Raw genomic sequence first — 20,667 nt, 5'->3', positions numbered from 1 at the left:
ATGGCATCAGTAAAGAACTTGATACAACCGAAGCGCGATTCCAGAACGCTCTCTATCTCAATCGATGAGATGCCCAGGCCGCGAGACTGGGGGACTATGGAGTTGATGGTTGGCAACCAGATACTCCTCAGCCGTGATATGGCGTTGGTAGGAGGATCTACCGAGGAGCTGCTGGGATGGATTGAGGGTAATCTCGAGAAGATACGCTCATCGGGGTATGAACGGGTGGAGTATGCGAATGTGGATGTTGCTCTACAGGAGAAGATCAACCAGGTGCTGCAGAGCTGAAGAGAGCTGTTGCTCGCTTGAATGGCGGGCGGTGTTGGGGTGGTGAATGAATTGCAGGGGGGATGAACTCCCCTCTGTGCGTGTGTGTGGCCAAGCGTATGAGCGGGTACTGGTCAGCGAGATGACAACCCCCTCATACCAACTGCAGTTCGGCGGTGGATGTGCTGAGAGGTTGGTAGTGGGAAGACATTGAGAGCGGCAGATACAAGAGTTTGGGTTGGACGGGATTGTCTGGTGGGGTCTTTTGCAAGCATTGTGGATGTTGGGGGGTTGAAGTGGTCGATTGGTCGCTGACCCGCTGGGGTTTTCTTGAAAACGGCGCTATTCGAGCCAACTCGCCTAAAAAGTGAAATTCGTTTCTGGTGTGGGTTTGGTTAGGTTTTGCCACCGTGTGGAGACCGGGGTTGGTGTGTGTGGTTGGTAGGGCGCCCTGTGAAGTGGGCGTTGTTTTTTTGTCTGTATTGGAAAAAATGAGTATACTTGATGGAGTTGTTGTGTGCTTTTGTTGGTGGCGTGTGTGCTCCCCTGAAAAGCTTACAAACCGTACACTCGATTTTTACGGTCGGCTGCCGGTTGGTTTTTTCAGGGTTTGGGGTGATTGTTTCCTGTTGTTGTTTCCAGTTATTGTGTGCGCGGAGGGGGTGGTATGCGCTGTTGGTCTATAGTGGCCCCCGGTTTTCGGACAGCGGTTTAAGGCGATAACTTGCTCATTGCGTATAGCCCCTTAATCGGTCACCTTGAAACTAGAGCTTCCGGCCTATTTTGTTGTAATGCAAGAAATTCATTAGGCCTTATGCGGACCTTCTGATATCGTGGACGTATTATCCGATTTTCAGGTTATAACAATGCCGCGTTCTGCCCAGAGTCAGTATCGGATTATCGAGAGCCTTGAGGATTTGCCGCTGAGGCTTGGTCAATTCGGTTATGATTTGGCCGTACTTGCCAGCCGCCTGTCGGACTTACAGGAAACATGGGACTCAGAATGACACGGTGGGGCGGCGGTGATGTACATTTCTGTCATGCTGAGCGGAGTGAAGCATCCAGGGGATGGATTCTTCGCACGGCTGCTCCGGGGTGAGGATGACAGGTGGGGACATGCCAGGAATTTCTGTGGTTTTTTGGTGATATGTAATCATCGTATTACATTAAATGGTTTTTGGGATACATGAACATTACCAATGCCTACACCTCATTTTCCATCGCCTGCAGTTCGAAAAGTGCTGCGCAAGTTAGGAGCCAATATTCACGAAGCGCGGGTGCGCCGCAAGCTCCCTATGAGTGTTGTTGCAGAGCGCGCTGCGACCTCCAGGCCAACCCTCTCGCGTCTTGAGAAGGGCGATCCTTCAGTGAGTATCGGTATTTATGCAGCGGTGCTTCAGGCTCTTGGGCTGCTGGATGATCTTCCCAGGCTTGCAGATCCCGCACTCGATAGCGTGGGGCAACAACTTGTGTCGGCTGGGTTGCCGAAGCGGGCCCGCATTACTGGCCAGAAACATGGAGACGGCAATGCCTGATATCGAAGTGTTTCTGGATTGGCAAGGAACATGCCGATTGATCGGCCGTCTTTTCCCTCAAAGCGGACGTGGGCGTGAGACGGTTTCATTTCAGTATGATAATGGATGGATTGAGGCGGTCGATCATTTCTCAATTGACGCCTCACTCAAGGTGGGACGAGGTGTTTTTGTTCCACTGCCCGGGCAGGAGATGTTCGGAACATTGGGTGATTCGGCTCCCGATCAATGGGGACGGCGTCTTATGCGTCGTGCTGAGCGTCGCTGTGCTGAAAAAGAGCGGCGGACACCGCGTACATTGTTTGAAACGGACTATCTGCTGGGAGTTGCAGATGAGACTCGGCAGGGCGCCCTTCGCTTCAAGTACACCGGAGAGGAGGTTTTCCAGTCACCGAAAGAGAGTGGGGTGCCCAGGCTCGTTGATCTTGGGAAATTGTTGGGTGTGAGCGAGCGGATTTTTCGTGATGAAGAGAGCGATGAAGATCTGCGGATGATTTTTGCTCCGGGCTCTTCACTTGGAGGCGCTCGCCCGAAGGCTTCGGTGATTGATCAGTATGGTCATCTTGCGATAGCCAAGTTTCCAAAGGAGAACGATGAATACAGCATCGAATCCTGGGAAGAGATTGCTCTGAGACTCGCTGAAAAAGCCGGGATACGAACACCTGAGCATGATTTGGTAATGGTTGCGGATAAGGCAGTCCTTCTTTCCCGCCGTTTTGATCGAAATCAGGAAGGACGTGTTCCATTCATGTCTGCAATGTCTATGACCGGATCGTTGGATGGCCAGGGGGGGAAGCTATCTGGATATCGTTGATGCGCTCGGGCAAGCCGGTGTGCAGGCCAAGGAGGATCGTGCCGAGTTGTTTCGGCGCATGGTTTTCAATGTGTTGATCTCAAATGTTGATGATCATCTGCGCAACCACGGTTTTCTGATGTTGGGCAGGCATGGCTGGAGGTTGTCTCCGGTGTACGATCTCAACCCGACGCCTCAGGAGCTGAAACCAAGAGTTCTGACAACCGCGATCAACTATGAGGATGGAACCTGCTCAATCGAGCTGGTCCGGGAGGTTGCTCCTCTCTTCGGATTGCAGATGGCGGCGGCAGATCGTATGATTTCCGAAGTGGCTCATGCTACAAAGACCTGGCGTGATGTTGCAAAAGCTGTTTGTGCCCGGCCAGCCGAATTCAGGCGCATGGAGAGCGCTTTTGAGCATGATGACCTGTACCATGCATTACGCTTATAAATGAAATGCGTTGCTGAGCTGTGCAGGTGAGAGAATCCAGGGCTACCCGGTCAAGGGGATGGATGCTTCGCCCGGCGACGCCGGACTCAGAATGACAGCGGAAGATGCAGCGCCGGACTGCGAGGGGGTCGGGACGTTGGTGAGCGGCGTGAGTAACCTGAATTCACGAGCATTTATAACTAACAATGCCGCGTTCCGAAAAAGGACTGTGGTGAGGGTATAAAAAACCGACAGATCAGTGAACCTTATCTCGGTGATGTGGCGAAGATTTCATGGTCAAATCCAGATCACCTGTACGCTTGATTGCACCAATCATTTGAAAGAAATTGCCAATCGTAGGATTACCAGACGGCGCAAGCATTCGGTGAAGGCTCTTGCTGGACTTTTTGAGTTCAAGTGCTAACCCTTCAAATCCAATGGTTGAATGGACCAGATCCTTCAGCAGAGCTTTGCCGACTCCGGTTTCGCCATTCAGGAATGCAGACATTGCTTCTTCAAACAATGCGGCTCGAAACTCGGGGTCTCGTTCGACCCGAGCCTTTAGAGTGTCCCTATATGATTTCGTTAAAGCCATTATCTTCTCCATTATTTGGATTTACGCGACACCTTTGCAGTCGCCATGTACTCTTTCCATAACCGCTTGGCACTGGCGATCGCCTTACTCTGCCCATTTTTACCACTTCCGCCTAAAAGAATCATCAGGTTTTTGCCTCGCGTGCCAAAGTAAACCCGATGCCCGGGGCCGAAGTCCATCTTTATCTCAGATAACCCGGCACCTATCGGAGCTACATTGGAATGATTGCCCTGAATTACTCGCTCTACATAGACCACCACTCGTGCAGCAGTTACTGCATCGAGTGAGTCAAACCACTCTTGATATGGGCTATTGCCATAAACATCAAGGGCTTCGATAACTTCTACCCGCTTATCCATGGATCATAGTAACACTTATGTTACTGTTATCAAAACAAAAAGGGGACGCATATCGTTGAGAAATGGGACGCTGACCAACCCTTGCCTAAACGGACGATCTTGCTTCCTGCTGTCGAGTTGCTCGATACCTTGACCAAGGTCGGTGACCTTTTTGTCGGTATCGTCGATGAAGGGGGCGCAGGATAGTGTGAGCCCATTGTCCGGAAATGGCGGGAGCGGGAGTTGGTCCTGGAGGAAAAGAAGATCGCAATCAATAGCGGCCTGGATGTTGAAGCCCGGGCGGAGCTGGAGGGCGGGCAGGATCCTCTGGCGTATTGGGAGGCGGAGGGCCGCTATGATTCCGAACTGCTTGCCGTGGCTAGAATGACTTCAGTGGTCTATTCCAGTGCCGTTCAGGCGACCTTGATCCAGACGGTTCGGAATGCATCCGTTCATGACACGGCAGTGCTGGATGCGCTCTCAATGAAGGTGAAGGAGGCCTTGGTTTCCGAACCGGATTTGCCGCCGTATGAGCAAGGCTATCGATTGGCTACCTGGTTGCGTGAGGCGTTGGGGGTTGTGCGGCATGCACCGGTCGATCCGGAAACGTTGCTGCATGGCTGGAATGTCGAGATCCGTGAGATCGAGCTTCCGACTGAAGCCGATACGCTGGATGCCGTGGCAGCCTGGGGCGAGATGCATGGCCCCGTAGTCGTATTGAATACCTCAACAACCTCCCGTAATGCTCATGGGTTCGGCCGGAGGGCAACTCTTGCCCATGAAATCTGCCATTTGCTGGTGGATCGTGAGGGAGGCTTGCCAATGGCGGAGGTGCTTGGCGGCATGACGCCCAGTATCCTTGAGAAAAGGGCAAGGGCTTTTGCTGCCGAGTTTCTTCTCCCTCAGGCTGCAGCTATCGAGGTGTTGAAAGCCGGCAGTTCGGTGAGGGAAACGATCGGGGTCGTTTCTGATCGCTTCCGGGTGAGTCGCGAGGTTGCTGCATGGCAGATCCAGAACTTGCCGGATTTGCTGAGCATGCCTAAATCCGATCAGGATGAGATCGCCCGGATTGTCCGTGATTTGTTTATACGCAAAGAGTCGTAGGCTTTTTTGGTCGGCAGCTCATTGACGGTTATAGGCTGTAATGAATTATGGTCGGAGCGAAAGAACAGAGGGGCAGAGATTAATGTCCTGATCGGGTATTGTGATGAGTATATGGGTTATGCAGAGGCCTTGCATCCTGCCAGACGGGAAAAGATTTGGCAGACTGCGATCAAGTACTTGGTGCGTATGGATGTGGTCATGAGGGATGGGTGGCCATTTCCGGGTCGTGAGCAGTTCGCGGTTGCGGTTGCGTATCTGCACTTGCAGTTATCGGGGGATAAGGAGAAGGCCAAATACTGGATTGAACTGTTCGATGCTCAGCGGATAAGCCTCTTGCACCACCAGGAATGGTTCCGGAAATGGTATGAGGAGGTGAAGCGGGTGGTAGGGGATGGTTATGTCGCCGATCTTAATCCATAATAGCCGAGAGCCTTGCCGTATATGCTGTGGTGGGTACGGAAGGCAGCAATTGTGCCGTTTTTTGTTCAAATAGTCGTCAGGATGTGTTAAGTTTACTATTGTGTCGCTCTCGAAAAAAGGCGAATTGGACCACGCAATGAAAATGATGATGAAGCACAAGTATACCCTCTCCGGAGCCGGCAGCGTCTTTAATCTTGCCGGTGCATCCACTCGCCCTGTCAAGATCGGCGATGCCTCGGATGATATCAGGGCGCTTCGCAGTGACTGGGGGATTGTCGGCAATGAAATCCGCAAGGCGACCGTGGCCGTAAAGAGTAGCCCGGCTCCTAAAGCAACACGAAAGAATGCCTCGCGACCTTCCAGATAACATACACGAGGAGAGCGGTTCGGCCGATGGCAACCTCAGGATTCGGGCCAGGTAAGCCTTATCCGTCAGGAGTTTGCGGGTCCGTTGCCGCACCCCTCCGTTCTTGCCGGATATGATGATGTAGTACCGGGCAGTGCCGAGCGGATTCTGCGCATGGCCGAAAAGCAGCTCGAGCATAGAATCGACACGGAATCCCTTCTTGCCAGAGAGCAGATGCGGCAGGCCACCCGGGGCCAGCATTATGCCCTCTTCATCTGTTCGCTGGCCCTTGTCATTGCTGCAGGGCTCGCTTTCAGCGGCCACGAAGTAACGGCATCCATTATCGGTGGCCTCGATTTGATCGGGCTTGCCGCGGTCTTTATCGCAGGCAAGGTGTTCGTCCGGAGTTCCGGAGAGGCCGAGCCGGAAGCCTCTGAGTGATGCTGGCTGCCCGCTTGATCCTGTGAGAGGCTTTGCTGTTGTGCGAGGCCTTTTTCATTTGCTGCTGCACTATCGACCGAATTTTCCTGACTTCGCCACATTAACCTCATTTGCGAGTGACTGAAAATCAATGGTGAACGCATGACGGGTGTTCCTGCAACGGTTTCGGTACTTCGCTGGGCTGCAGAGCGGGTCTGAAATCGGAAATTAAGATTCCTCATATTTTGGAAAGTAGGAATCCCCAGGTTGGCATCCGAAGGATGTTGAGAAGAAGCGGGTTCGCCGGCGGCAGATCAGGGAAGGCGAAGGAGCCCGGAGCGCAATGGTGGCTTAGGTGGGATTCCTGAGGGTTTCTGCTGTGGCTTCATGGCAGTCGAGGGGGGCTGGGGTGGAACCGACAGCTTGGGGGCCCTCGAAAATGGTGGTTTTGGTAGGGATATGGCGAAAAATGAAACCCTGTGCTGGTGCGGGTTTGGTCAGGTTTCGCCACCGTGTGGAGACAAGGGCTGATGGTTGTGTGTATGATGGGCGCCTGTGTGATGCGGGCGCTGTTTTTTTGCTTGTGAAATAAAAATGATGTATGATTGAGCTGGGAGTTATGTGTTTTTGGGGATTCATATTATCAGGAATTGACGCACATGAAAAAAGTGACGGGGAAAAAAGCCGGAACGGCCGCATCGAAAACACTGCAGAGCGGTTCCACTGGTAGTACCACCAAATCTTCTTCAGGGAGTGCATTGTCGCAACGGCAAGCTCCTTCGAAAACCACATCAGCCGGAGCTGCAACGGCAGCCTCAAAGACTCTTCGTGACGGGAGGACGAGTAAGGTGTCGAAAACTGCTGCCGGAAGTACGCTGTCGCAAAGGGAGAAAGGGCGGAAAGGAAAGTGACAGGCGCTTCTATTGTGTTTGGTGTGGGCCGAAGAACTTTCTGTGTGTCGCCAATATCGTCAGTGTATTCAACTGTTATCAGAAAAGGAGGCATCCTATGGCAATCAACAAATCTGAGTTGCAGGAAATGAATGAGCTTCTTTTCCGGGGAAAGACAATCGCTGATTTGGAAAAGAAGTATCCCCAGTATGGCTATTGGGAGATTTATTGGCAGGTGGCCGACTACAGTGACCGTACCGGCGAAAGTGTACCGGGCATTCCGTGATATTGTGTACCACCCATTCCGCCAGAAAATGTACCGGCCTTTTCAGGATGGATTTGCAGGTTAAACTTACAGGTTTTTTTCCAATTTTCTTCTTCGCATCGACTCGCCGGTAATTTCAAGTCTATGAGCGTTTCCGAGCAGTCGATCCATGATGCCGTCGGCGATGGTCGGCTCGCCGATTACGTCATGCCACTGGGCCACGGGAAGCTGTGAGGTGATGATTACGGCGAGCTTCCCATAGCGATCCTCAAGGATTTGCAGCAGGGCGATTCGTGTGGTACCATCAAGCGGCTGCAGCCCGAAGTCATCGAGGATCATGAGGTCGGTCCGCTCGATTTTGTTGAGGAACTTCACGAAGGTTCCGTCGAGCTTTGTCTGTGCTATCTGCTCAAGGAACCGGGTCATGTTGAAGTACAGTACCCGGTGTCCGAGCGTGCAGGCCTGGCGCCCAAGGGCGCAGGCGAGGTAGCTTTTTCCGCAGCCGGTGGGGCCTGTAATCAGGATGTTCTCACCGCGGTCGATGAAGCGGCAGTCCGCAAGGCTGATGAGCTGTTCACGTTTCAGGTTTCTGGCGGCAGAACATTGCACCTGTTCGAGTATGGCCGGATACCGGATCCGGCTTTGCTGAAGGTATCGCTTGCTGAGCTGTTCCTTCCGGTAGTGGTATTCCGCATCGATGAGTTTGGCCAGCAGCATGTCTGCTTCCGGCTGTTCATGGACGGGAAGCGAGAGCAGGGCTTCGTAAGTGTCGGCCATGCCGTTGAGCTTCATGGAGCGAAGCTGGTCAAGAGTTATCTGGGTGTTCATGCTGGTTGAGTCTGAGGGTTAACGGTAGAGTTCCTTGCCGCGGATATTGTCATGAAGCGGCAGCATTGGAGCATGAGGCTCTGCTGGGTCGCTTCGTTGATCCCGGTTGTTTTCAAGGATGTTGCGTACCAGCCGGTAGCTGGCACCGGGAAGTTGCAGGGCAACTCCACAGGCAGCTTCAAGGCGAGGTGCACCATATTTCCGTTGGAGGCTCAGGACTCCCAGGCAGGAGTCGAAGCTCTGTTCGACATAGGGTTTTGAGGTTAAAAGACGCAGGACAACGGCTTCGGTAGAGGTCCCGACCCGTGCCGCTTTTTCAATGAAGTCCTCTTCAGTCCATCCTTTCTGTTCGGTGTACCGGCGATGGGATTCCGGCATGTGCTGCTCCACCGGCGGGCTGTATCGGCCGCGGTGGCCAAGGATCCGCTGATGGATGGCGATGCGCTCGAACTTGAAATAGACCTCAACGACGCTTTCGTCATACACCAGCTTGGTCATTTCGCCGACATATTTGTGCGGCACGGAGTACTGGCACCGATCCTCTCCAAGGATGACATGGTAGTTCCTCTTGACCTTGGCCTTGGTTTCGCGTTTGTAGGCGAAGTGTGTGGATGGCAACGGTTGCAGAACAGCCTGCTCCATGTCGTGAAATCGCTGCCGACGGCTTTCACTATAATCCGGCATGATGCGGTCATTGACCTGTTCAAGCAGCTCATTGACCCGGTGCTTCAGTGCATTGAGGCTGGTGAAGGTTTCATTGCGCAGCCGCGCATAGATCTGCTGGTAGGCGATATGGACCGACTTCTCGACCGAGGGCTTGTCTTTGGGTTTGACGATCCTGGTGGCCTGCAGGTTCGTCCCATAGTGCAGGGCCCAGTGTTCCATCAGTTCATTGAAGTGCGGCTCGTAGCGTGAGGCTTTCGTCACCGATTGTGCCATGTTGTCGCTCAGGACGTTGCGGGGCACTCCGCCGAGATACACCAACGCCCGGTTGAGCGCAGGTATCAGATGCTCCTGGCGGGCCGAGGCCAGCGGCTCGGCATAAAAGAAGCTGCTGCAGGGCAGCGTACAGACAATGACCGGACAGGCGATACGCTCGCTGGTTCGAGGTGTGACGATCCAGAGCGGCTCACCGGCAAAATCAATCTGCAGCCGGTTGCCCGGTTCATGATACGGCACCACCATCGTAAGGTCATTGCGCTGGAGATGCTGTTCGAGGTAATGACAGAACTGGGAGTAGTGGTAGCCGTTGGGGCACTCCTTGAGATACTCCTCCCAGAGGACCTGCTTGGTGAGATACTTGTTCCTCTTGTTGGCGAGTTCTTTTGCATACCCCTTGAGTCGGCCTTCCAGATCCTCGAACCGCTCATCGGGAGCTTTGGTGTTTCTTGATGGATGGACCATCTGTGCGAGATCATGGTCGGACAGGTCAGCGAGCTCGACAAAGCTTTTGCCGCTCGCCCTGAAACGATGCAGATAGTTTTTCAGGGTGACCCGGTGAATACCGGTCTGACGGTGAAGCTCACGAATGGAGCACTCTTCCATGAAGAGTTTGAGAATACGTCGGATTTGTAGCATGGTCAGGGGTTTGTTTGCCATTATCGCATCTGGGGTTTTTACCCCGAAGATACGGTTGATTTTATTGCAAACCCCTCCTGAAGGGTGGTACACTATTTAGCGGTACGCCCGGTACACTATATCGCGGTACGGGTGGTACAGTATATCGCGGAATCAGTGGTACAGTTTATTCCGGTAGAGGTGGTACAGTATTCTCCGGTGTGGTCACTACAGCTTCCTTGGAAAAAAGCGAACGATTACAAACCGTCTCAAAAAGCTTGTGGGCACGAAAACACAGGCGGCGCGTCAAGGAATTGCCGATGAGGCACAGTCATTGCTGGACGAGCTCTATCTTCAGTTGAAAAGCAATAGCGCAAAACTTATTGAAATTGATCGGGCCCTTCGCTCTGAGGGGTAATGCAGCAATGAGTGTCAGGGAGTTTGAATTATACCATGGTGCGGTTCTTGCCAAGATTCTCCGTTCGGATAAGCCGGTGGCCCTCCGCCTGGTTGAAACCCAGCCTGGAGAGAACTGGTCGACCTACACGTTGAATGATGCCGTGAATCTATTGGTGACATTCAGCAAAGTGCGCCGTTCTGTATCTCGTGGCAATGGTGGTGTTTCATGGAGTTTTGTGTTCAGTGCCAACCAACTTCGCCAAATGAACCCGGACAATTCTGAACTACCTGTTTGGGTCGCAATGGTTTGTGGCAGGAAGTCTCCGGCAGACGGAGATATGCAGGTTTGCTTGCTTGATCCCGAACAATTATCTGCAGTCATCGACTATTCGGCCGATCAGCAAAGTCTTACGGTCAGGAAGCCGGATGGGGGGCAGCTTCGAGTTATTAAGGATCGTCAGCAGAAGTTTTTGGTTCCTCTGTCCCGCCTTGACAATTGGGAGATCCCTGGGTCATAGTTCTTACTAAGAATGAAATGGATTGATAACAAATGAATCTAAACGTTTTTTCTTCCCTAGCAGAGCTTCAAGAGCTATTTGCAGTGTGTAATGATAATGCTGGACATCATATTTTATGGGTTGATTTGCAGGGTGAGGTTAGGTTAGATAAAGTGCCTGATGACCTTTCTCCAATTGGGTTTAAGAGGGCGTGTCCTGATATGAAGATGAGGATGGTGACATTTCAGAAAGGGAATGATTATGTTGGTGAGAATGCAGCTCGTGATGAATCGTTTATGAGAAGTGTTTACGATGCATTGCTTAATAACTGGGAAACGGCCAAGGGGTATGAAGGAGTGCTGTATGTGGAAACTATTCCATAGTCACTCTGGCATACCGTTACCTCCATTGCAATTTATGGATATAAGCCATAAAAAAATTCCCTCAACTATGAGGATTGGTGCGTATATCCCCATCTTTTTGGAGGTCATTTGATGAGTGTTCTTGAGACCTATGGAAAAGAACTTGTTGCCTTACTCGTGCCGATCTTTACCTGGGTATTTAACGTGTTCTTCAAGGCAAAGGCAAAACTTCAAGTCGCGCAGCCACATCAGTTTACCTTCCTTGTTCAACAGCCATTAATAAATTCCGAAGGGAAGCAGGTTTCACCTGCGCAAACCGTAAGAACAAACTCATTCATCATTCGCAATGCAGGGCGCGATTCGGCGACGAAACTTGAGCTTGTGTTTAACTGGAAACCTATGTGCATCAATCTCTGGCCTATCCGTCACTATGAAGAGCACATAGAACCAGACCGTCGTTATGTCCTTATTTTTGATAGCCTCGCCCCAGGCGAAGCCCTCGGTGTTGAAGTTCTCACTGTAAACGAAGATTTGCCCAACTTGGTAACCGTTCGGAGTGTTCAATGCATGGCCCAAAACATCAACATGTATCCGCAACCTGTTATCAGTAGCACTGTTCGAAGAGCCGCTACTGTACTAATGGCGCTTGGTCTTGCAGCAGCAGTCTATCTCGGAATTATTCTGCTTCAGTTTCTTGTGCTTCGAACGCCACTTGGTCACTAAATGTTCAGGTTCATAATGTGTTTTGAATTCTCGTTCTAGAGGGGGCGGGGGTCTGGGATTGACAAGGTTGCCGATGAGGCCGCTGCCGGGTCTGATGAGTTGATTGATTGGCTCTCACATACTGTGGCGATGGCCTGTTTATGAATACCGATAGGCATCTTGCTGCTCAGTTCGGTTGACCGCTTTTTTTGATGAACCAGTTAAGGTCATTGCGCGGGTTGCTTTGGGCGATGTCCCAGACGCGGACATTCTATATCCTTGGTGCCGGTGCCTCCTATGGGTTGATTCCGGTTACTCAAGACCTTCGGCGTAACATTGAGTCCGCATTTCACTCGGTAGGCGTTTATCAATCAACACCTGCCGCGCATGGTCAATTGTTCGAGCGCCTGTTTGGAGATATTTCAAAAAATGAACCCGATCTTCGTAAGCTGTTATTGATGCACATGCCTCCCAGCGCTTTGGATTTCTTGGTTCAGCATACTCTTTCCCTTTCAATCGATGGCATAATTCCGTCACAGTATGCTGTTTTCGATGTTGTGGGGGCACCCGCCACGTTTTGCAATTTCAACTTGGATGGCCTGGCCTCAAAATACTGTGGGCATCGCCACGATGTATTCGAAATGCACGGACGGGTCGATTCAGCTCTCGTTGAAAAAGCGCGATTCAGTGATCTACTTGAGGCAACGGTTGTTTATGGTGTTCGCTTTCCTCATATAACCCCGAAACTTCTGCCCCAGGTTGAGCCTGCGACGATCACGCAGCAGAACGTATACTCGAAGGCCGGCGTGCTGTTCAAATATGCGCGCGCGGTGGTTATCCTCGGGTACTCTTTCGGCCAGCGCAGTGGTGGATTTGACGATATTCATTCGTTCAGATATGTTGTGTCGCTTTTGAAGTCCAATCCTCTCCCGGTTTTTGTGGTGTCGCCCACACCGGATGACCTGGCTGAGCTGTTGCGTGACACATTGTCTTGGCGCTACGTGTATGCCGTTGCGTTGAGATGGGAATTCTTCTCTGCTGCAGTCTTGGCCAATGTTGGGTCATTGCAGGGGATTGGAAGGAATTGGCTGGACATCCTTCGTCGCATTATTCGGGATTATGAAGCTGCTCTCGATGCAAGCTGAGAAAAGGATACAAGGGGGATGAAGCCTCTTTCCGAGAAATTGCTTGAAGCCGTTCTATCCGGAGGCTGTGGCGCAGTAGTGCGGTCCTGAGCGCGTTTTTTCCCGGGTTGTTTCATAGGCATTGGAGCGGTTGGGGGAAGAATCATGTTTTTGTTAACTTGTTCCAACAGCGAACAGCATGAAGTGTGGCTTCATATGACGTGGATATACGAGAAAGGTGAGCATCGGTGGAAGCATCATTGGCACAATTCTTTTGCCGGCTTCGTCCCTGGCCATAAAGGCAAGGGTGCAACTGGCAAGTGTCCTTCCGATGTTACAGCTCCTGAGGCTGCAGCGGTATTAAGTCGCGCCATTGCGTTGAACACCGGCTCTCATGAGTGGCCGGAGAGGCTGTATGCAGTATATCGTGGGGTTATCTATGAGGCTGTTCCGACAAGGCCAGGTGAGTCGTATCATGCCTATCCATGGCGGCAGCTGCAAGGTCGTCCACCCTTGCCGAAATCCATTCTGAAACAGTTGGAACAGCAGGCAATAGCTGAAGGAACACAAGCGAAATACAGGAAATGGGTGAAGAAACATACATAATCGGCTCCCCGGATGGGCTGCGTTTTGAGTTTCGATTTGACCGATCAAATCCCAAGTGCCGGCAGCAGGCATGGGGAGAGGCTATGCTGTTTCTTGGCGATGAGGTGGTCTGGGCTGATGAGGATAACGGGGAGGACGTGCCGTTTGCCTGGTCCTGGTTCGATCTGCTGGAGTTTCTGGCAGAGTCATGGCCATGGCTGGTCCTTGAGCAGCGCTATCCTATCCCGGTCAATCCGCTCTATCCCGGAATGTTTGTGCAGGAGGCCGAGCGTCGCTGGCAGGATCTTCCTGAAACATTGGTTGATGATGAGCAGATCAAGGTCTATTCGTTTTCTCTTCGCCATGATCTGGCCATGGGGATCAAGGGCGCGTTTTTCCCTTCTGTCGTGATCATGCGCAGCGGCAGGGACTATTTTGTGTCGGTTCCTTTGCTGAAACGGACGATCTTGCTTCCTGCTGTCGAGTTGCTCGATACCTTGACCAAGGTCGGTGACCTTCTTGTCGGTATCGTCGATGAAGGGGGCGCAGGACAGTGTGAGCCCATAGTCCGGAAATGGCGGGAGCGGGAGTTGGTCCTGGAGGAAAAGAAGATCGCAATCAATAGCGGCCTGGATGTTGAAGCCCGGGCGGAGCTGGAGGGCGGGCAGGATCCTGTGGCGTATTGGGAGGCAAAGGATCGCTATGATTCCGAACTGCTTGCCGTGGCTAGAATGACTTCAGTGGTCTATTCCAGTGCCGTTCAGGCGACCTTGATCCAGACGGTTCGGAATGCATCCGTTCATGACACGGCAGTGCTGGATGCACTCTCAATGAAGGTGAAGGAGGCCTTGGTTGCCGAACCGGATTTGCCGCCGTATGAGCAGGGCTATCGATTGGCTACCTGGTTGCGTGAGGCGTTGGGGATTGTGAGGCATGCACCGGTCGATCCGGAAACGTTCCTGCATGGCTGGAATGTCGAGATCCGTGAGATCGAGCTTCCGACTGAAGCCGATACGCTGGATGCTGTGGCAGCCTGGGGCGAGATGCATGGCCCCGTAGTCGTATTGAATACCTCAACAACCTGCCGTAATGCTCATGGGTTCGGCCGGAGGGCAACTCTTGCCCATGAAATCTGCCATTTGCTGGTGGATCGTGAGGGAGGCTTGCCAATGGCGGAGGTGCTTGGTGGCATGACGCCCAGTATCCTTGAGAAAAGGGCAAGGGCTTTTGCTGCTGAGTTTCTTCTCCCTCAGGCTGCAGCTATCGAGGTGTTGAAAACCGGCAGTTCGGTGAGGGAAACGATCGGGGTTGTTTCTGATCGCTTCCGGGTGAGTCGCGAGGTTGCCGCATGGCAGATCCAGAACTCGCCGGATTTGCTGAGTATACCTAAATCCGATCAGGATGAGATTGCCCGCATTGTTCATGATTTTGGGATACGCAAAGAGTCTTAGGCTTTTCGGCCGGCTCGGTTTCCCCGCAGATGGCAATTCGTTTAACGTCACCCTGATGCAGTGCCTTGTTTGAACCTGCCTTCCAGTGGCGGCGTTTTTTTTGTAGTGTTTGTAGTGAAAACTGCGTCCTCTACTTGTGTTTGGTGTGTGTTTACTGCTGATCCAATAGCTTTAGGCCTGATGCTAGAATCTTCTTGTTGATGTCAAAGGTAAATCAAATACAGCGAGCTCTCAGTGAACTGAGCGGCGGCGATTTCCAGAAGCTGGCTGATGCCTATCTCATGGAAAAGGGGTATGGGCATATCAATTCGATCGGTTCGGTCGTTGCTGCCAATAAGGTCAGGGCGGGTACTCCGGATACTCTTATGGTCTTGCCAGATGGGTCGTATGTTTTTGCAGAGTATACCACACAGCAAGCAGGGCTGCTGGCGAAGATAAAGGATGATCTGGCCAAGTGCTTTGATGAGCGAAAGACCGGGGTTCCTGTTGATCGAATCAGTCGTTTGGTCTATTGTTTCGCGGGAACACTTGATGCCGGAGAGGTCCATGAGGTGACTGAGTTATGCAGGGTGCAGAATGTTGAACTTGACCTGTTCGGTATCGATGCGATCGCATTTGATTGCTACAGCAAGTATCCCGGGCTTGCCCGTGATTTTCTCGGGGTTGCTATTGATACGGGGCAGATCGTTTCGCCCGATCAGTTCGTTGCCTACTATAACAGCGGGAAGCTTGCGACACGGCTCGATCTGGATTTCCATTTCCGTGAGCAGGAGCTTCCTCAGGTCCTCGATGCGCTGGAAAACAATGAGCTCACCGTTCTTTCCGGGCGGCCAGGAGTCGGAAAGTCGAGGCTGGCTCTTGAGGCATGCGAGCGGTTCAGAAAGGCATATCCCGAGTATCAGGTGTACTGTGTTGTTAGGCGGGGCAGAGATCTTTGGGAGGATCTCCGGGTACGATTCATCAGGCCCGGCTATTTCCTCATATTGGTTGACGATGCCAATAGGGTGAGCCGGTTTGAGTACCTGGTGGACCTTCTTCTTCACGAACAGCGTGATGACCGGCGCTTCAAGGTGCTGGCAACGGTCAGGGATTATGCGCTTTCAGCGGTCCGGGAGGCTGCGCGACCTTTGGACATGTGTTCTGAGTTGGAGTTGGGGGCGTTCACCGATGAGGAGATAAAAACCCTAATCAAGGATGAGTATGGGATTGTCAACTTCCACTATTTAGAGCGCATAGCAGCGGTCGCCCAAGGTAATCCGCGATTGGCCGTCATGGCGGCAGCGGTGTCCAAAGACGCGCCTTTGGACTCTCTGCACGATGTGTCGAGCCTGTACGATAGCTACTTTTCCTCAATTCGGGAGGATCTGAAAGATATTTGTGTCGATCCTGTAAGTGCCGATCTCCTGAGGGTTGCCGCTATGGTTTCTTTTTTCAAGGCGGTGGATCGTACGAACGAGGACGTGATGCTCGCCATCGAAAAGGCGTTCGGCATTACGTTGGCAGGTTTCTGGGAGGCTGCCGACCGGTTGCATGAGATGGAGATCCTTGATATGTATGATGATGAGGTTGTGCGGGTGTCTGATCAGGTGCTCGGGACCTATCTCTTCTATCGGGCATTTTTCCAGGATGGGGCCCTTGACTTCGGTGCGCTCCTCAGTCACTTCTTTTCCCGAATGCGGGACCGTATCGTTGATTCCATCAATCCTGTTTTGAGCGCGTTTGATAGTGATCGGATTATAGAACGGATGCGGCCGCATGTTGCGCACCTTTGGGCTGAACTGGAATCAAGGGGTAGTGAGGAGGAGCTTTTTCAGCTGATTGACCTGTTCTGGTTTGTTCGCCCGACCGAGACGTTACTGTGGATTGGTGACCGTATTGGCGCGTTGACGGTCGAGTCCGTAGATCTGACCAGTATCTGTTTCGCCAAAGAGTCGGGCGCATTGCCTGCTCCCTCGATATTGAGTGTCTTGCGGTCGCTGGCTTTTGAGCGTGAAGAGAATGTGAAGATGGCGCTTCAGCTCCTGTTGCGTTATCTGGAAAAGCGCCCTGCTGAAAGTGCCTTCCGTGCTGAAAGTGCTCGTTGAAGGCTATGGGTTCCGGCCGGAGTCATACCGGCGAGGCTTTGAGATTCAGCGTACCGTTATGGATGAACTGTGGCGATTCGCAGAAGGTGGGGAGCCCATCTTTGCCAGGGTTTTTATGGCTGTCGCCGCTCACTTTCTCGGCATGCACTTCGAGAATACCGGGATGAAGGATGATCGAACTTTCCACTTCACGAACTTCAGCCTTCCTGCCACTCCTGAACTCTCGATCTTGCGAGAGGCAATCTGGACGAGGCTTTTTTCTCTCTATGAAGAGGAGGGTCTGCAATCGTCTGTCTTGGATACGATCCGCCAATACTGCGTTGACTCTGTTCGGCCGCCGAATAAAGAAGTCGTTCGTGGTGATGCTTTGCATGTTCGGCCTTTTCTGGAGTCTGTCCTTAATCCGTCCAGCTATTCGGACTGCACCCTGATGCATGAGTATCTCGATTTTCTGGAAACGCATGGCGGCGATGCTCACAATCGGCTTCGCGGCAGGTTCCGCAATGAGACATTTGCGCTTGCGGAAGTTCTCATGCTGACTTGGGGAGATCGGATGGCTTCAGACGAGTCGTTAGACGCGTTCGAAGAGCACAAGAGGAATAGACTGGAATCATATACCGATGCATACTCCGCAGATGATTATGAGGTCTTCTTCGAACGCTGCTGTGAAATCAGGGATGCACTTGCGGATGGTCATAGCGACTTTTTGCTGCGTCAAGAAGTCGTGAATGCTTTGCTGGTTTTGGCGGGTCGGGACACTGCTCTTTATGGCGATGTGTTGGGGCGCTATCTCCGGTTGGGCGATCCTTTGCAATTGGATGGTCGAGCTTTGGTGATGAAGCTTCTGGATGTGCAGGGGTACAAGAAGGTGATTCGGTTGTTTCAAGATCCGGAGTATCCTGCCAAAAAGCGCTGGTTGTTTTGGGCTTATGAGGGGATAAAGCCTGATGACCTTGATGAGGCGGTGCTACGGCAACTCTGTGAGCTATATGGCGCCGCGGAGCTATCAGAGTTGCCTCATGGGTTCGATTATCTGCTTGAGTATTGTTTTCTCGATGAGCGGGTCGTTGCTAAAGTGGTGGGCATTGTTGTTGAGAAGGTGAATCTCGATTTGCGCTACGCTTATATTCTGGAGATGTTGTTCAATCCCTTTACGGCTGTGGTCAAGCGGCTTCCCGAGTTGTTTGCTGATGATCTTGATGTTCTCAAATTGGCGTACTTTTTAGTTGATGGGATGCGGGACCATCATGACCAGAAGGGTGAGGTATTCAACCTGCTCCTAACGCTTGATCCGGAATTTATTTCCGAGTATCTCGCGTGGATGCATGAGCATGCGGAGCGCTTGAGGATGAGCAATTCTGGTGACCACAGGGATTATTCCTTCATCTGGTTGCGTCCTGATTATCAGTGGATGATGGACAGGGTATTGGCGGATGCAATTCGTTCAGAGCAAAACCATGTTGCCCTCCTTGATCTTACTCTCAGGGCCTTTTTTCTTCACGGGATCAAAGATGGGGAGTCGAAAGGGGAGGCCCGGGAACGACAGGATGATTTCCTGTTGAAAGTGATTGATGAACGCAGCGGTAATGTGGAGGTCATGATAGGCCTGTTTCGTGTCATCGCGCATTTCCAGCCGGAAAGAAGAATCGAATTTGTCCGGCGATTTCTTCTGCGGAACAAGGACGTTGAAGTGTTCAGGCGCCTCTCTTTGGAGCCCCACACTTGGTCATGGAGTGGCAGCATGGTGCCTGTCCTTCATCGGCGGCTGAGTTTTTTTGAGTCGCTGAAGCCTTTGATGAATTCAGTCGAACTGCTCCCTCATAAGCAATTGGTTGAGCAGGATATCCGTGAGCTGCGGGTGAAGATTGAGCGTGAGAAGAAGATTGATTTTATTGGCGAGTGATTGGGGCTGAGGTCCGAGGTTCGTGCTATGTCATACTGACCATGCTGTGATCCAATCGTTTGCCTATATTGCTTCCAGACAGTATGATGCACTCCTTGACGGTTATAGGCTCTAATCAATCAATAGTGAACGCATGACGGGTGTTCCAGCAACGGTTTCGGTGCTGCGCTGGGCTGCAGAGCGGGTCCGGCTGACTGATGCCGAGCTTGAAGCGCGGTTCCCGAAATGGTCGCTGTGGCTGAGCGGGGAGGCCATGCCTACGCTCAGGCAGCTGGAAGAGTTCGCCCGTTTGACGCACACCTCCTTCGGCTACTTTTTCCTGCCCGAGCCTCCCGCCCTGCCCTTACCGGTTCCTGATTACCGTACCTTCCGTGACATCGATCTTCGTGACCCGAGCACCGAGTTGCTGGGTACGATCTTCCTGTGTGAGCAGCGCCAGGAGTGGTTTCGCGAGTATGCCCAGATGCAGGGCATGCAGCCCCTGCCTTTTGTCGGAAGTGTTTCGGTGGCCGACCGTCCTGTGGATGTGGCCCGTAAGATCCGGGAGGAGCTATCGCTTTCGATGGAGGAGAGGGCGGCCCTATCGACATGGACCGATGCGCTGCGGCAGCTTATGGCCAGGATGGAGGCTGCCGGCATTCTGGTGATGTTGGAGTTGCAAGGGAAAAATGAACACTTTAAGAATCCAAAGACCTCGATTGGTAATAATTACGTAAGTATTCTGCTGGAGAGAGATATCCCAAGGTCGAATGCATCCGTTTCCGGTTATAAAAGACGTGGATATACTCAAACAGGAGCTTCTGTAGCTCTTCCTTGCTACGGATCCTTCTGCCGTAAATCCATTCGGACTTCAGGGTCTTGAAGAACGACTCTGTTGCCGCATTATCGTAACAGTTTCCCTTGCCGCTCATGCTTTGAATCATCCGGTACTCGGAGAGTTTTTTTCTGAATGATTTGCTGGCATACTGCACGCCACGATCAGAATGGAAGAGGACTCCTTCCGGTGGCTGCCGATGCAGTACAGCCATCTCAAATGCAGGAATGACGGTGGTTTCGGTCGACATGCTTCTGCTGAGTGAATACCCAATGATCTCCCGATTGAAGAGCTCCATGACCACTGTGAGGTACTGCCAGCCGCTATCGGTCCACAAGTAGGTCAGATCGCTCGTCCAGACTTCAAACGGCATATCCGGATAGAAGTCCTGATCCAGGAAATTCGGTGCTATGGGCTCCTTATGGTTCGAGTCCGTCGTCACCTTGAACTTTCGGGCGCACCTTGCCCGGATGCCCATTTCCCGCATCAGTCGGGCTACCCGGGGCCGGCTGCATTTGATGCCTCGCTTCCCCAAATCCAGCGCTATCCTGGGGCTCCCATAGGTCTCGTGGCTCTCTTTATGGATATCCTTGATAGCGGTCATGATTCTCGCGTTCTCTTCTGTTCTGGAGCTTTTAGGTCGCCGTGATCGGGTAACAGCGGCGCATTACTGCGCCACCGTCCCCTAAGAACCGTGCGTGCGACTTTCACCGCACACGGCTCAAGCCTCGAATAAGGCGCCGTAAGGCACCCGGCAACTCAATGGTGTCGCTTTCCACATCTGTGTTCTACGGGCGCTGAAGTACTCCCTCCACACTGGATCGTGCGGGTTTGCCTTCGTTCTGATTTTGACGTGTCGCTGGATTGGCATGCTGGCTTCCAGAAAGAGCCGTCGTTCTTTCTTTCGGTCCGCCTCTTCGGCGACGAACACCCATTTCCTGCCTCCTCTGGCATGAAAGTA

The 20,667-nt window shown here is 52.3% G+C and carries 22 protein-coding genes and 1 pseudogene (1 of these 23 only partly in view); 16 read left to right on the top strand and 7 right to left on the bottom strand.

What is annotated here, in order from left to right:
* The first annotated feature begins 18 nt into the window (after positions 1–18).
* The 3 genes and pseudogenes from PLUT_RS09505 (at position 19) to PLUT_RS09495 (ending at position 3,043) form a co-directional block, all read left to right on the top strand.
* Positions 19–288 (top strand): hypothetical protein, encoded by a 270-nt coding sequence (locus PLUT_RS09505; protein WP_157858181.1) that lies wholly within the window; start codon positions 19–21, stop codon positions 286–288.
* 1,178 nt (positions 289–1,466) lie between these two features.
* Positions 1,467–1,802: a helix-turn-helix domain-containing protein gene (locus tag PLUT_RS09500; RefSeq protein WP_011358562.1), complete on the top strand. Its 336-nt coding sequence runs from the start codon at positions 1,467–1,469 to the stop codon at positions 1,800–1,802.
* Positions 1,795–3,043: pseudogene (locus tag PLUT_RS09495) on the top strand (type II toxin-antitoxin system HipA family toxin). Before PLUT_RS09500 ends, PLUT_RS09495 begins: the two are co-directional and overlap by 8 nt.
* A 235-nt stretch (positions 3,044–3,278) precedes the next feature.
* Here PLUT_RS09495 and PLUT_RS09490 read toward each other — a convergent pair.
* Positions 3,279–3,545: a transcriptional regulator gene (locus tag PLUT_RS09490; protein ID WP_223266982.1), complete on the bottom strand. Its 267-nt coding sequence runs from the start codon at positions 3,543–3,545 to the stop codon at positions 3,279–3,281.
* 83 nt (positions 3,546–3,628) lie between these two features.
* Positions 3,629–3,976 (bottom strand): type II toxin-antitoxin system RelE/ParE family toxin, encoded by a 348-nt coding sequence (locus PLUT_RS09485; RefSeq protein ID WP_011358560.1) that lies wholly within the window; start codon positions 3,974–3,976, stop codon positions 3,629–3,631.
* Positions 3,977–4,198: 222 nt separating this feature from the next.
* Between PLUT_RS09485 and PLUT_RS09480 the strand changes: the two genes are divergently transcribed.
* From PLUT_RS09480 to PLUT_RS11785, 5 genes are all read left to right on the top strand, one after another.
* Positions 4,199–5,059 (top strand): ImmA/IrrE family metallo-endopeptidase, encoded by an 861-nt coding sequence (locus PLUT_RS09480; RefSeq protein WP_011358559.1) that lies wholly within the window; start codon positions 4,199–4,201, stop codon positions 5,057–5,059.
* 111 nt (positions 5,060–5,170) lie between these two features.
* A complete protein-coding gene (locus tag PLUT_RS09475; RefSeq protein WP_157858180.1) occupies positions 5,171–5,479 on the top strand; it encodes a hypothetical protein in 309 nt (102 codons plus the stop codon).
* 142 nt (positions 5,480–5,621) lie between these two features.
* Positions 5,622–5,846 (top strand): hypothetical protein, encoded by a 225-nt coding sequence (locus PLUT_RS09470; protein ID WP_126343198.1) that lies wholly within the window; start codon positions 5,622–5,624, stop codon positions 5,844–5,846.
* Positions 5,847–5,930: 84 nt separating this feature from the next.
* Positions 5,931–6,266 carry a DUF2335 domain-containing protein gene (locus PLUT_RS09465; RefSeq protein WP_011358557.1) on the top strand — a complete coding sequence of 112 codons (336 nt, stop codon included), beginning with the start codon at positions 5,931–5,933 and terminating at the stop codon, positions 6,264–6,266.
* A 987-nt stretch (positions 6,267–7,253) separates the two neighbouring features.
* Positions 7,254–7,421 (top strand): hypothetical protein, encoded by a 168-nt coding sequence (locus tag PLUT_RS11785; protein ID WP_157858179.1) that lies wholly within the window; start codon positions 7,254–7,256, stop codon positions 7,419–7,421.
* A gap of 66 nt (positions 7,422–7,487) precedes the next feature.
* On the opposite strand, the gene istB is transcribed toward PLUT_RS11785, so the two are convergent.
* Positions 7,488–8,228, bottom strand: a complete 741-nt coding sequence (gene istB / locus PLUT_RS09460) for an IS21-like element helper ATPase IstB (protein ID WP_011358555.1) — start codon at positions 8,226–8,228, stop codon at positions 7,488–7,490.
* Between the two features lie 18 nt (positions 8,229–8,246).
* Positions 8,247–9,806 (bottom strand): IS21 family transposase, encoded by a 1,560-nt coding sequence (istA, locus tag PLUT_RS09455; protein WP_238974586.1) that lies wholly within the window; start codon positions 9,804–9,806, stop codon positions 8,247–8,249.
* 404 nt (positions 9,807–10,210) lie between these two features.
* Here istA and PLUT_RS09450 point away from each other — a divergent pair, with 404 nt between their 5' ends.
* The 8 genes from PLUT_RS09450 to PLUT_RS09420 all read left to right on the top strand — a co-directional run bounded on the left by PLUT_RS09450 (position 10,211) and on the right by PLUT_RS09420 (position 18,892).
* Positions 10,211–10,702, top strand: coding sequence for a hypothetical protein (locus tag PLUT_RS09450; protein WP_011358553.1), 492 nt, complete (start codon positions 10,211–10,213; stop codon positions 10,700–10,702).
* 32 nt (positions 10,703–10,734) lie between these two features.
* Complete coding sequence (locus PLUT_RS09445; protein ID WP_011358552.1) at positions 10,735–11,064, top strand: hypothetical protein; 330 nt, start codon at positions 10,735–10,737, stop codon at positions 11,062–11,064.
* A 111-nt stretch (positions 11,065–11,175) separates the two neighbouring features.
* On the top strand, positions 11,176–11,766 hold the full coding sequence (locus PLUT_RS09440) for a hypothetical protein (RefSeq protein WP_041463910.1): 591 nt from the start codon (positions 11,176–11,178) through the stop codon (positions 11,764–11,766).
* 191 nt (positions 11,767–11,957) lie between these two features.
* The gene (locus PLUT_RS09435) at positions 11,958–12,890 is read left to right on the top strand and encodes a hypothetical protein (RefSeq protein WP_041463909.1); all 933 of its coding nucleotides are present in this window, start codon (positions 11,958–11,960) and stop codon (positions 12,888–12,890) included.
* A 144-nt stretch (positions 12,891–13,034) separates the two neighbouring features.
* On the top strand, positions 13,035–13,475 hold the full coding sequence (locus tag PLUT_RS11580; RefSeq protein ID WP_203415225.1) for a hypothetical protein: 441 nt from the start codon (positions 13,035–13,037) through the stop codon (positions 13,473–13,475).
* The gene (locus PLUT_RS09430) at positions 13,454–14,905 is read left to right on the top strand and encodes an ImmA/IrrE family metallo-endopeptidase (protein WP_049752390.1); all 1,452 of its coding nucleotides are present in this window, start codon (positions 13,454–13,456) and stop codon (positions 14,903–14,905) included. Before PLUT_RS11580 ends, PLUT_RS09430 begins: the two co-directional genes overlap by 22 nt.
* 200 nt (positions 14,906–15,105) lie before the next feature.
* Positions 15,106–16,989 (top strand): ATP-binding protein, encoded by a 1,884-nt coding sequence (locus PLUT_RS09425; RefSeq protein WP_011358548.1) that lies wholly within the window; start codon positions 15,106–15,108, stop codon positions 16,987–16,989.
* A complete protein-coding gene (locus PLUT_RS09420; RefSeq protein ID WP_041463908.1) occupies positions 16,970–18,892 on the top strand; it encodes a hypothetical protein in 1,923 nt (640 codons plus the stop codon). The genes PLUT_RS09425 and PLUT_RS09420 overlap by 20 nt, the downstream gene beginning before the upstream one ends.
* 111 nt (positions 18,893–19,003) lie before the next feature.
* On the opposite strand, the gene PLUT_RS12200 is transcribed toward PLUT_RS09420, so the two are convergent.
* From PLUT_RS12200 to ltrA, 3 genes are all read right to left on the bottom strand, one after another.
* Positions 19,004–19,147, bottom strand: a complete 144-nt coding sequence (locus tag PLUT_RS12200) for a hypothetical protein (protein WP_420825874.1) — start codon at positions 19,145–19,147, stop codon at positions 19,004–19,006.
* A gap of 422 nt (positions 19,148–19,569) precedes the next feature.
* Entirely contained in the window at positions 19,570–20,310 is a 741-nt protein-coding gene (locus tag PLUT_RS12195) for an IS3 family transposase (RefSeq protein WP_081423696.1), read from the bottom strand.
* Between the two features lie 117 nt (positions 20,311–20,427).
* A protein-coding gene (ltrA, locus tag PLUT_RS09410) for a group II intron reverse transcriptase/maturase (protein WP_011357404.1) crosses the window boundary here: on the bottom strand, positions 20,428–20,667 show its final stretch. 1,248 nt of this gene lie beyond the right edge of the window; 240 of the gene's 1,488 nt are visible here — the last part of the coding sequence; its start codon lies beyond the right edge, outside the window — the gene reads right to left on this strand; the stop codon is at positions 20,428–20,430.

Source organism: Pelodictyon luteolum DSM 273 (assembly GCF_000012485.1).
In the GTDB taxonomy this organism is placed as follows: Bacteria; Bacteroidota; Chlorobiia; order Chlorobiales; family Chlorobiaceae; genus Chlorobium; species Chlorobium luteolum.
Note: the sequence above shows the minus strand (reverse complement) of the source record. Positions and strands in the feature narration are given on the sequence as shown.

Bases quoted from the DNA above. Each gene is read 5' to 3' on its own strand.
- PLUT_RS09475 (WP_157858180.1), top strand. From the start codon at position 5,171: ATGGGTTATGCAGAGGCCTTGCATCCTGCCAGACGGGAAAAGATTTGG.
- PLUT_RS09440 (WP_041463910.1), top strand. From the start codon at position 11,176: ATGAGTGTTCTTGAGACCTATGGAAAAGAACTTGTTGCCTTACTCGTG.
- PLUT_RS09485 (WP_011358560.1), bottom strand. From the start codon at position 3,976: ATGGATAAGCGGGTAGAAGTTATCGAAGCCCTTGATGTTTATGGCAAT.
- PLUT_RS09445 (WP_011358552.1), top strand. From the start codon at position 10,735: ATGAATCTAAACGTTTTTTCTTCCCTAGCAGAGCTTCAAGAGCTATTT.
- PLUT_RS09450 (WP_011358553.1), top strand. From the start codon at position 10,211: ATGAGTGTCAGGGAGTTTGAATTATACCATGGTGCGGTTCTTGCCAAG.
- PLUT_RS12195 (WP_081423696.1), bottom strand. From the start codon at position 20,310: ATGACCGCTATCAAGGATATCCATAAAGAGAGCCACGAGACCTATGGG.
- istA (WP_238974586.1), bottom strand. From the start codon at position 9,806: ATGCTACAAATCCGACGTATTCTCAAACTCTTCATGGAAGAGTGCTCC.
- PLUT_RS12200 (WP_420825874.1), bottom strand. From the start codon at position 19,147: ATGGCCTCCCCGCTCAGCCACAGCGACCATTTCGGGAACCGCGCTTCA.
- PLUT_RS09430 (WP_049752390.1), top strand. From the start codon at position 13,454: ATGGGTGAAGAAACATACATAATCGGCTCCCCGGATGGGCTGCGTTTT.
- PLUT_RS09470 (WP_126343198.1), top strand. From the start codon at position 5,622: ATGATGATGAAGCACAAGTATACCCTCTCCGGAGCCGGCAGCGTCTTT.
- PLUT_RS09425 (WP_011358548.1), top strand. From the start codon at position 15,106: ATGTCAAAGGTAAATCAAATACAGCGAGCTCTCAGTGAACTGAGCGGC.
- istB (WP_011358555.1), bottom strand. From the start codon at position 8,228: ATGAACACCCAGATAACTCTTGACCAGCTTCGCTCCATGAAGCTCAAC.
- PLUT_RS11580 (WP_203415225.1), top strand. From the start codon at position 13,035: ATGTTTTTGTTAACTTGTTCCAACAGCGAACAGCATGAAGTGTGGCTT.
- PLUT_RS11785 (WP_157858179.1), top strand. From the start codon at position 7,254: ATGGCAATCAACAAATCTGAGTTGCAGGAAATGAATGAGCTTCTTTTC.
- PLUT_RS09435 (WP_041463909.1), top strand. From the start codon at position 11,958: ATGAACCAGTTAAGGTCATTGCGCGGGTTGCTTTGGGCGATGTCCCAG.
- PLUT_RS09500 (WP_011358562.1), top strand. From the start codon at position 1,467: ATGCCTACACCTCATTTTCCATCGCCTGCAGTTCGAAAAGTGCTGCGC.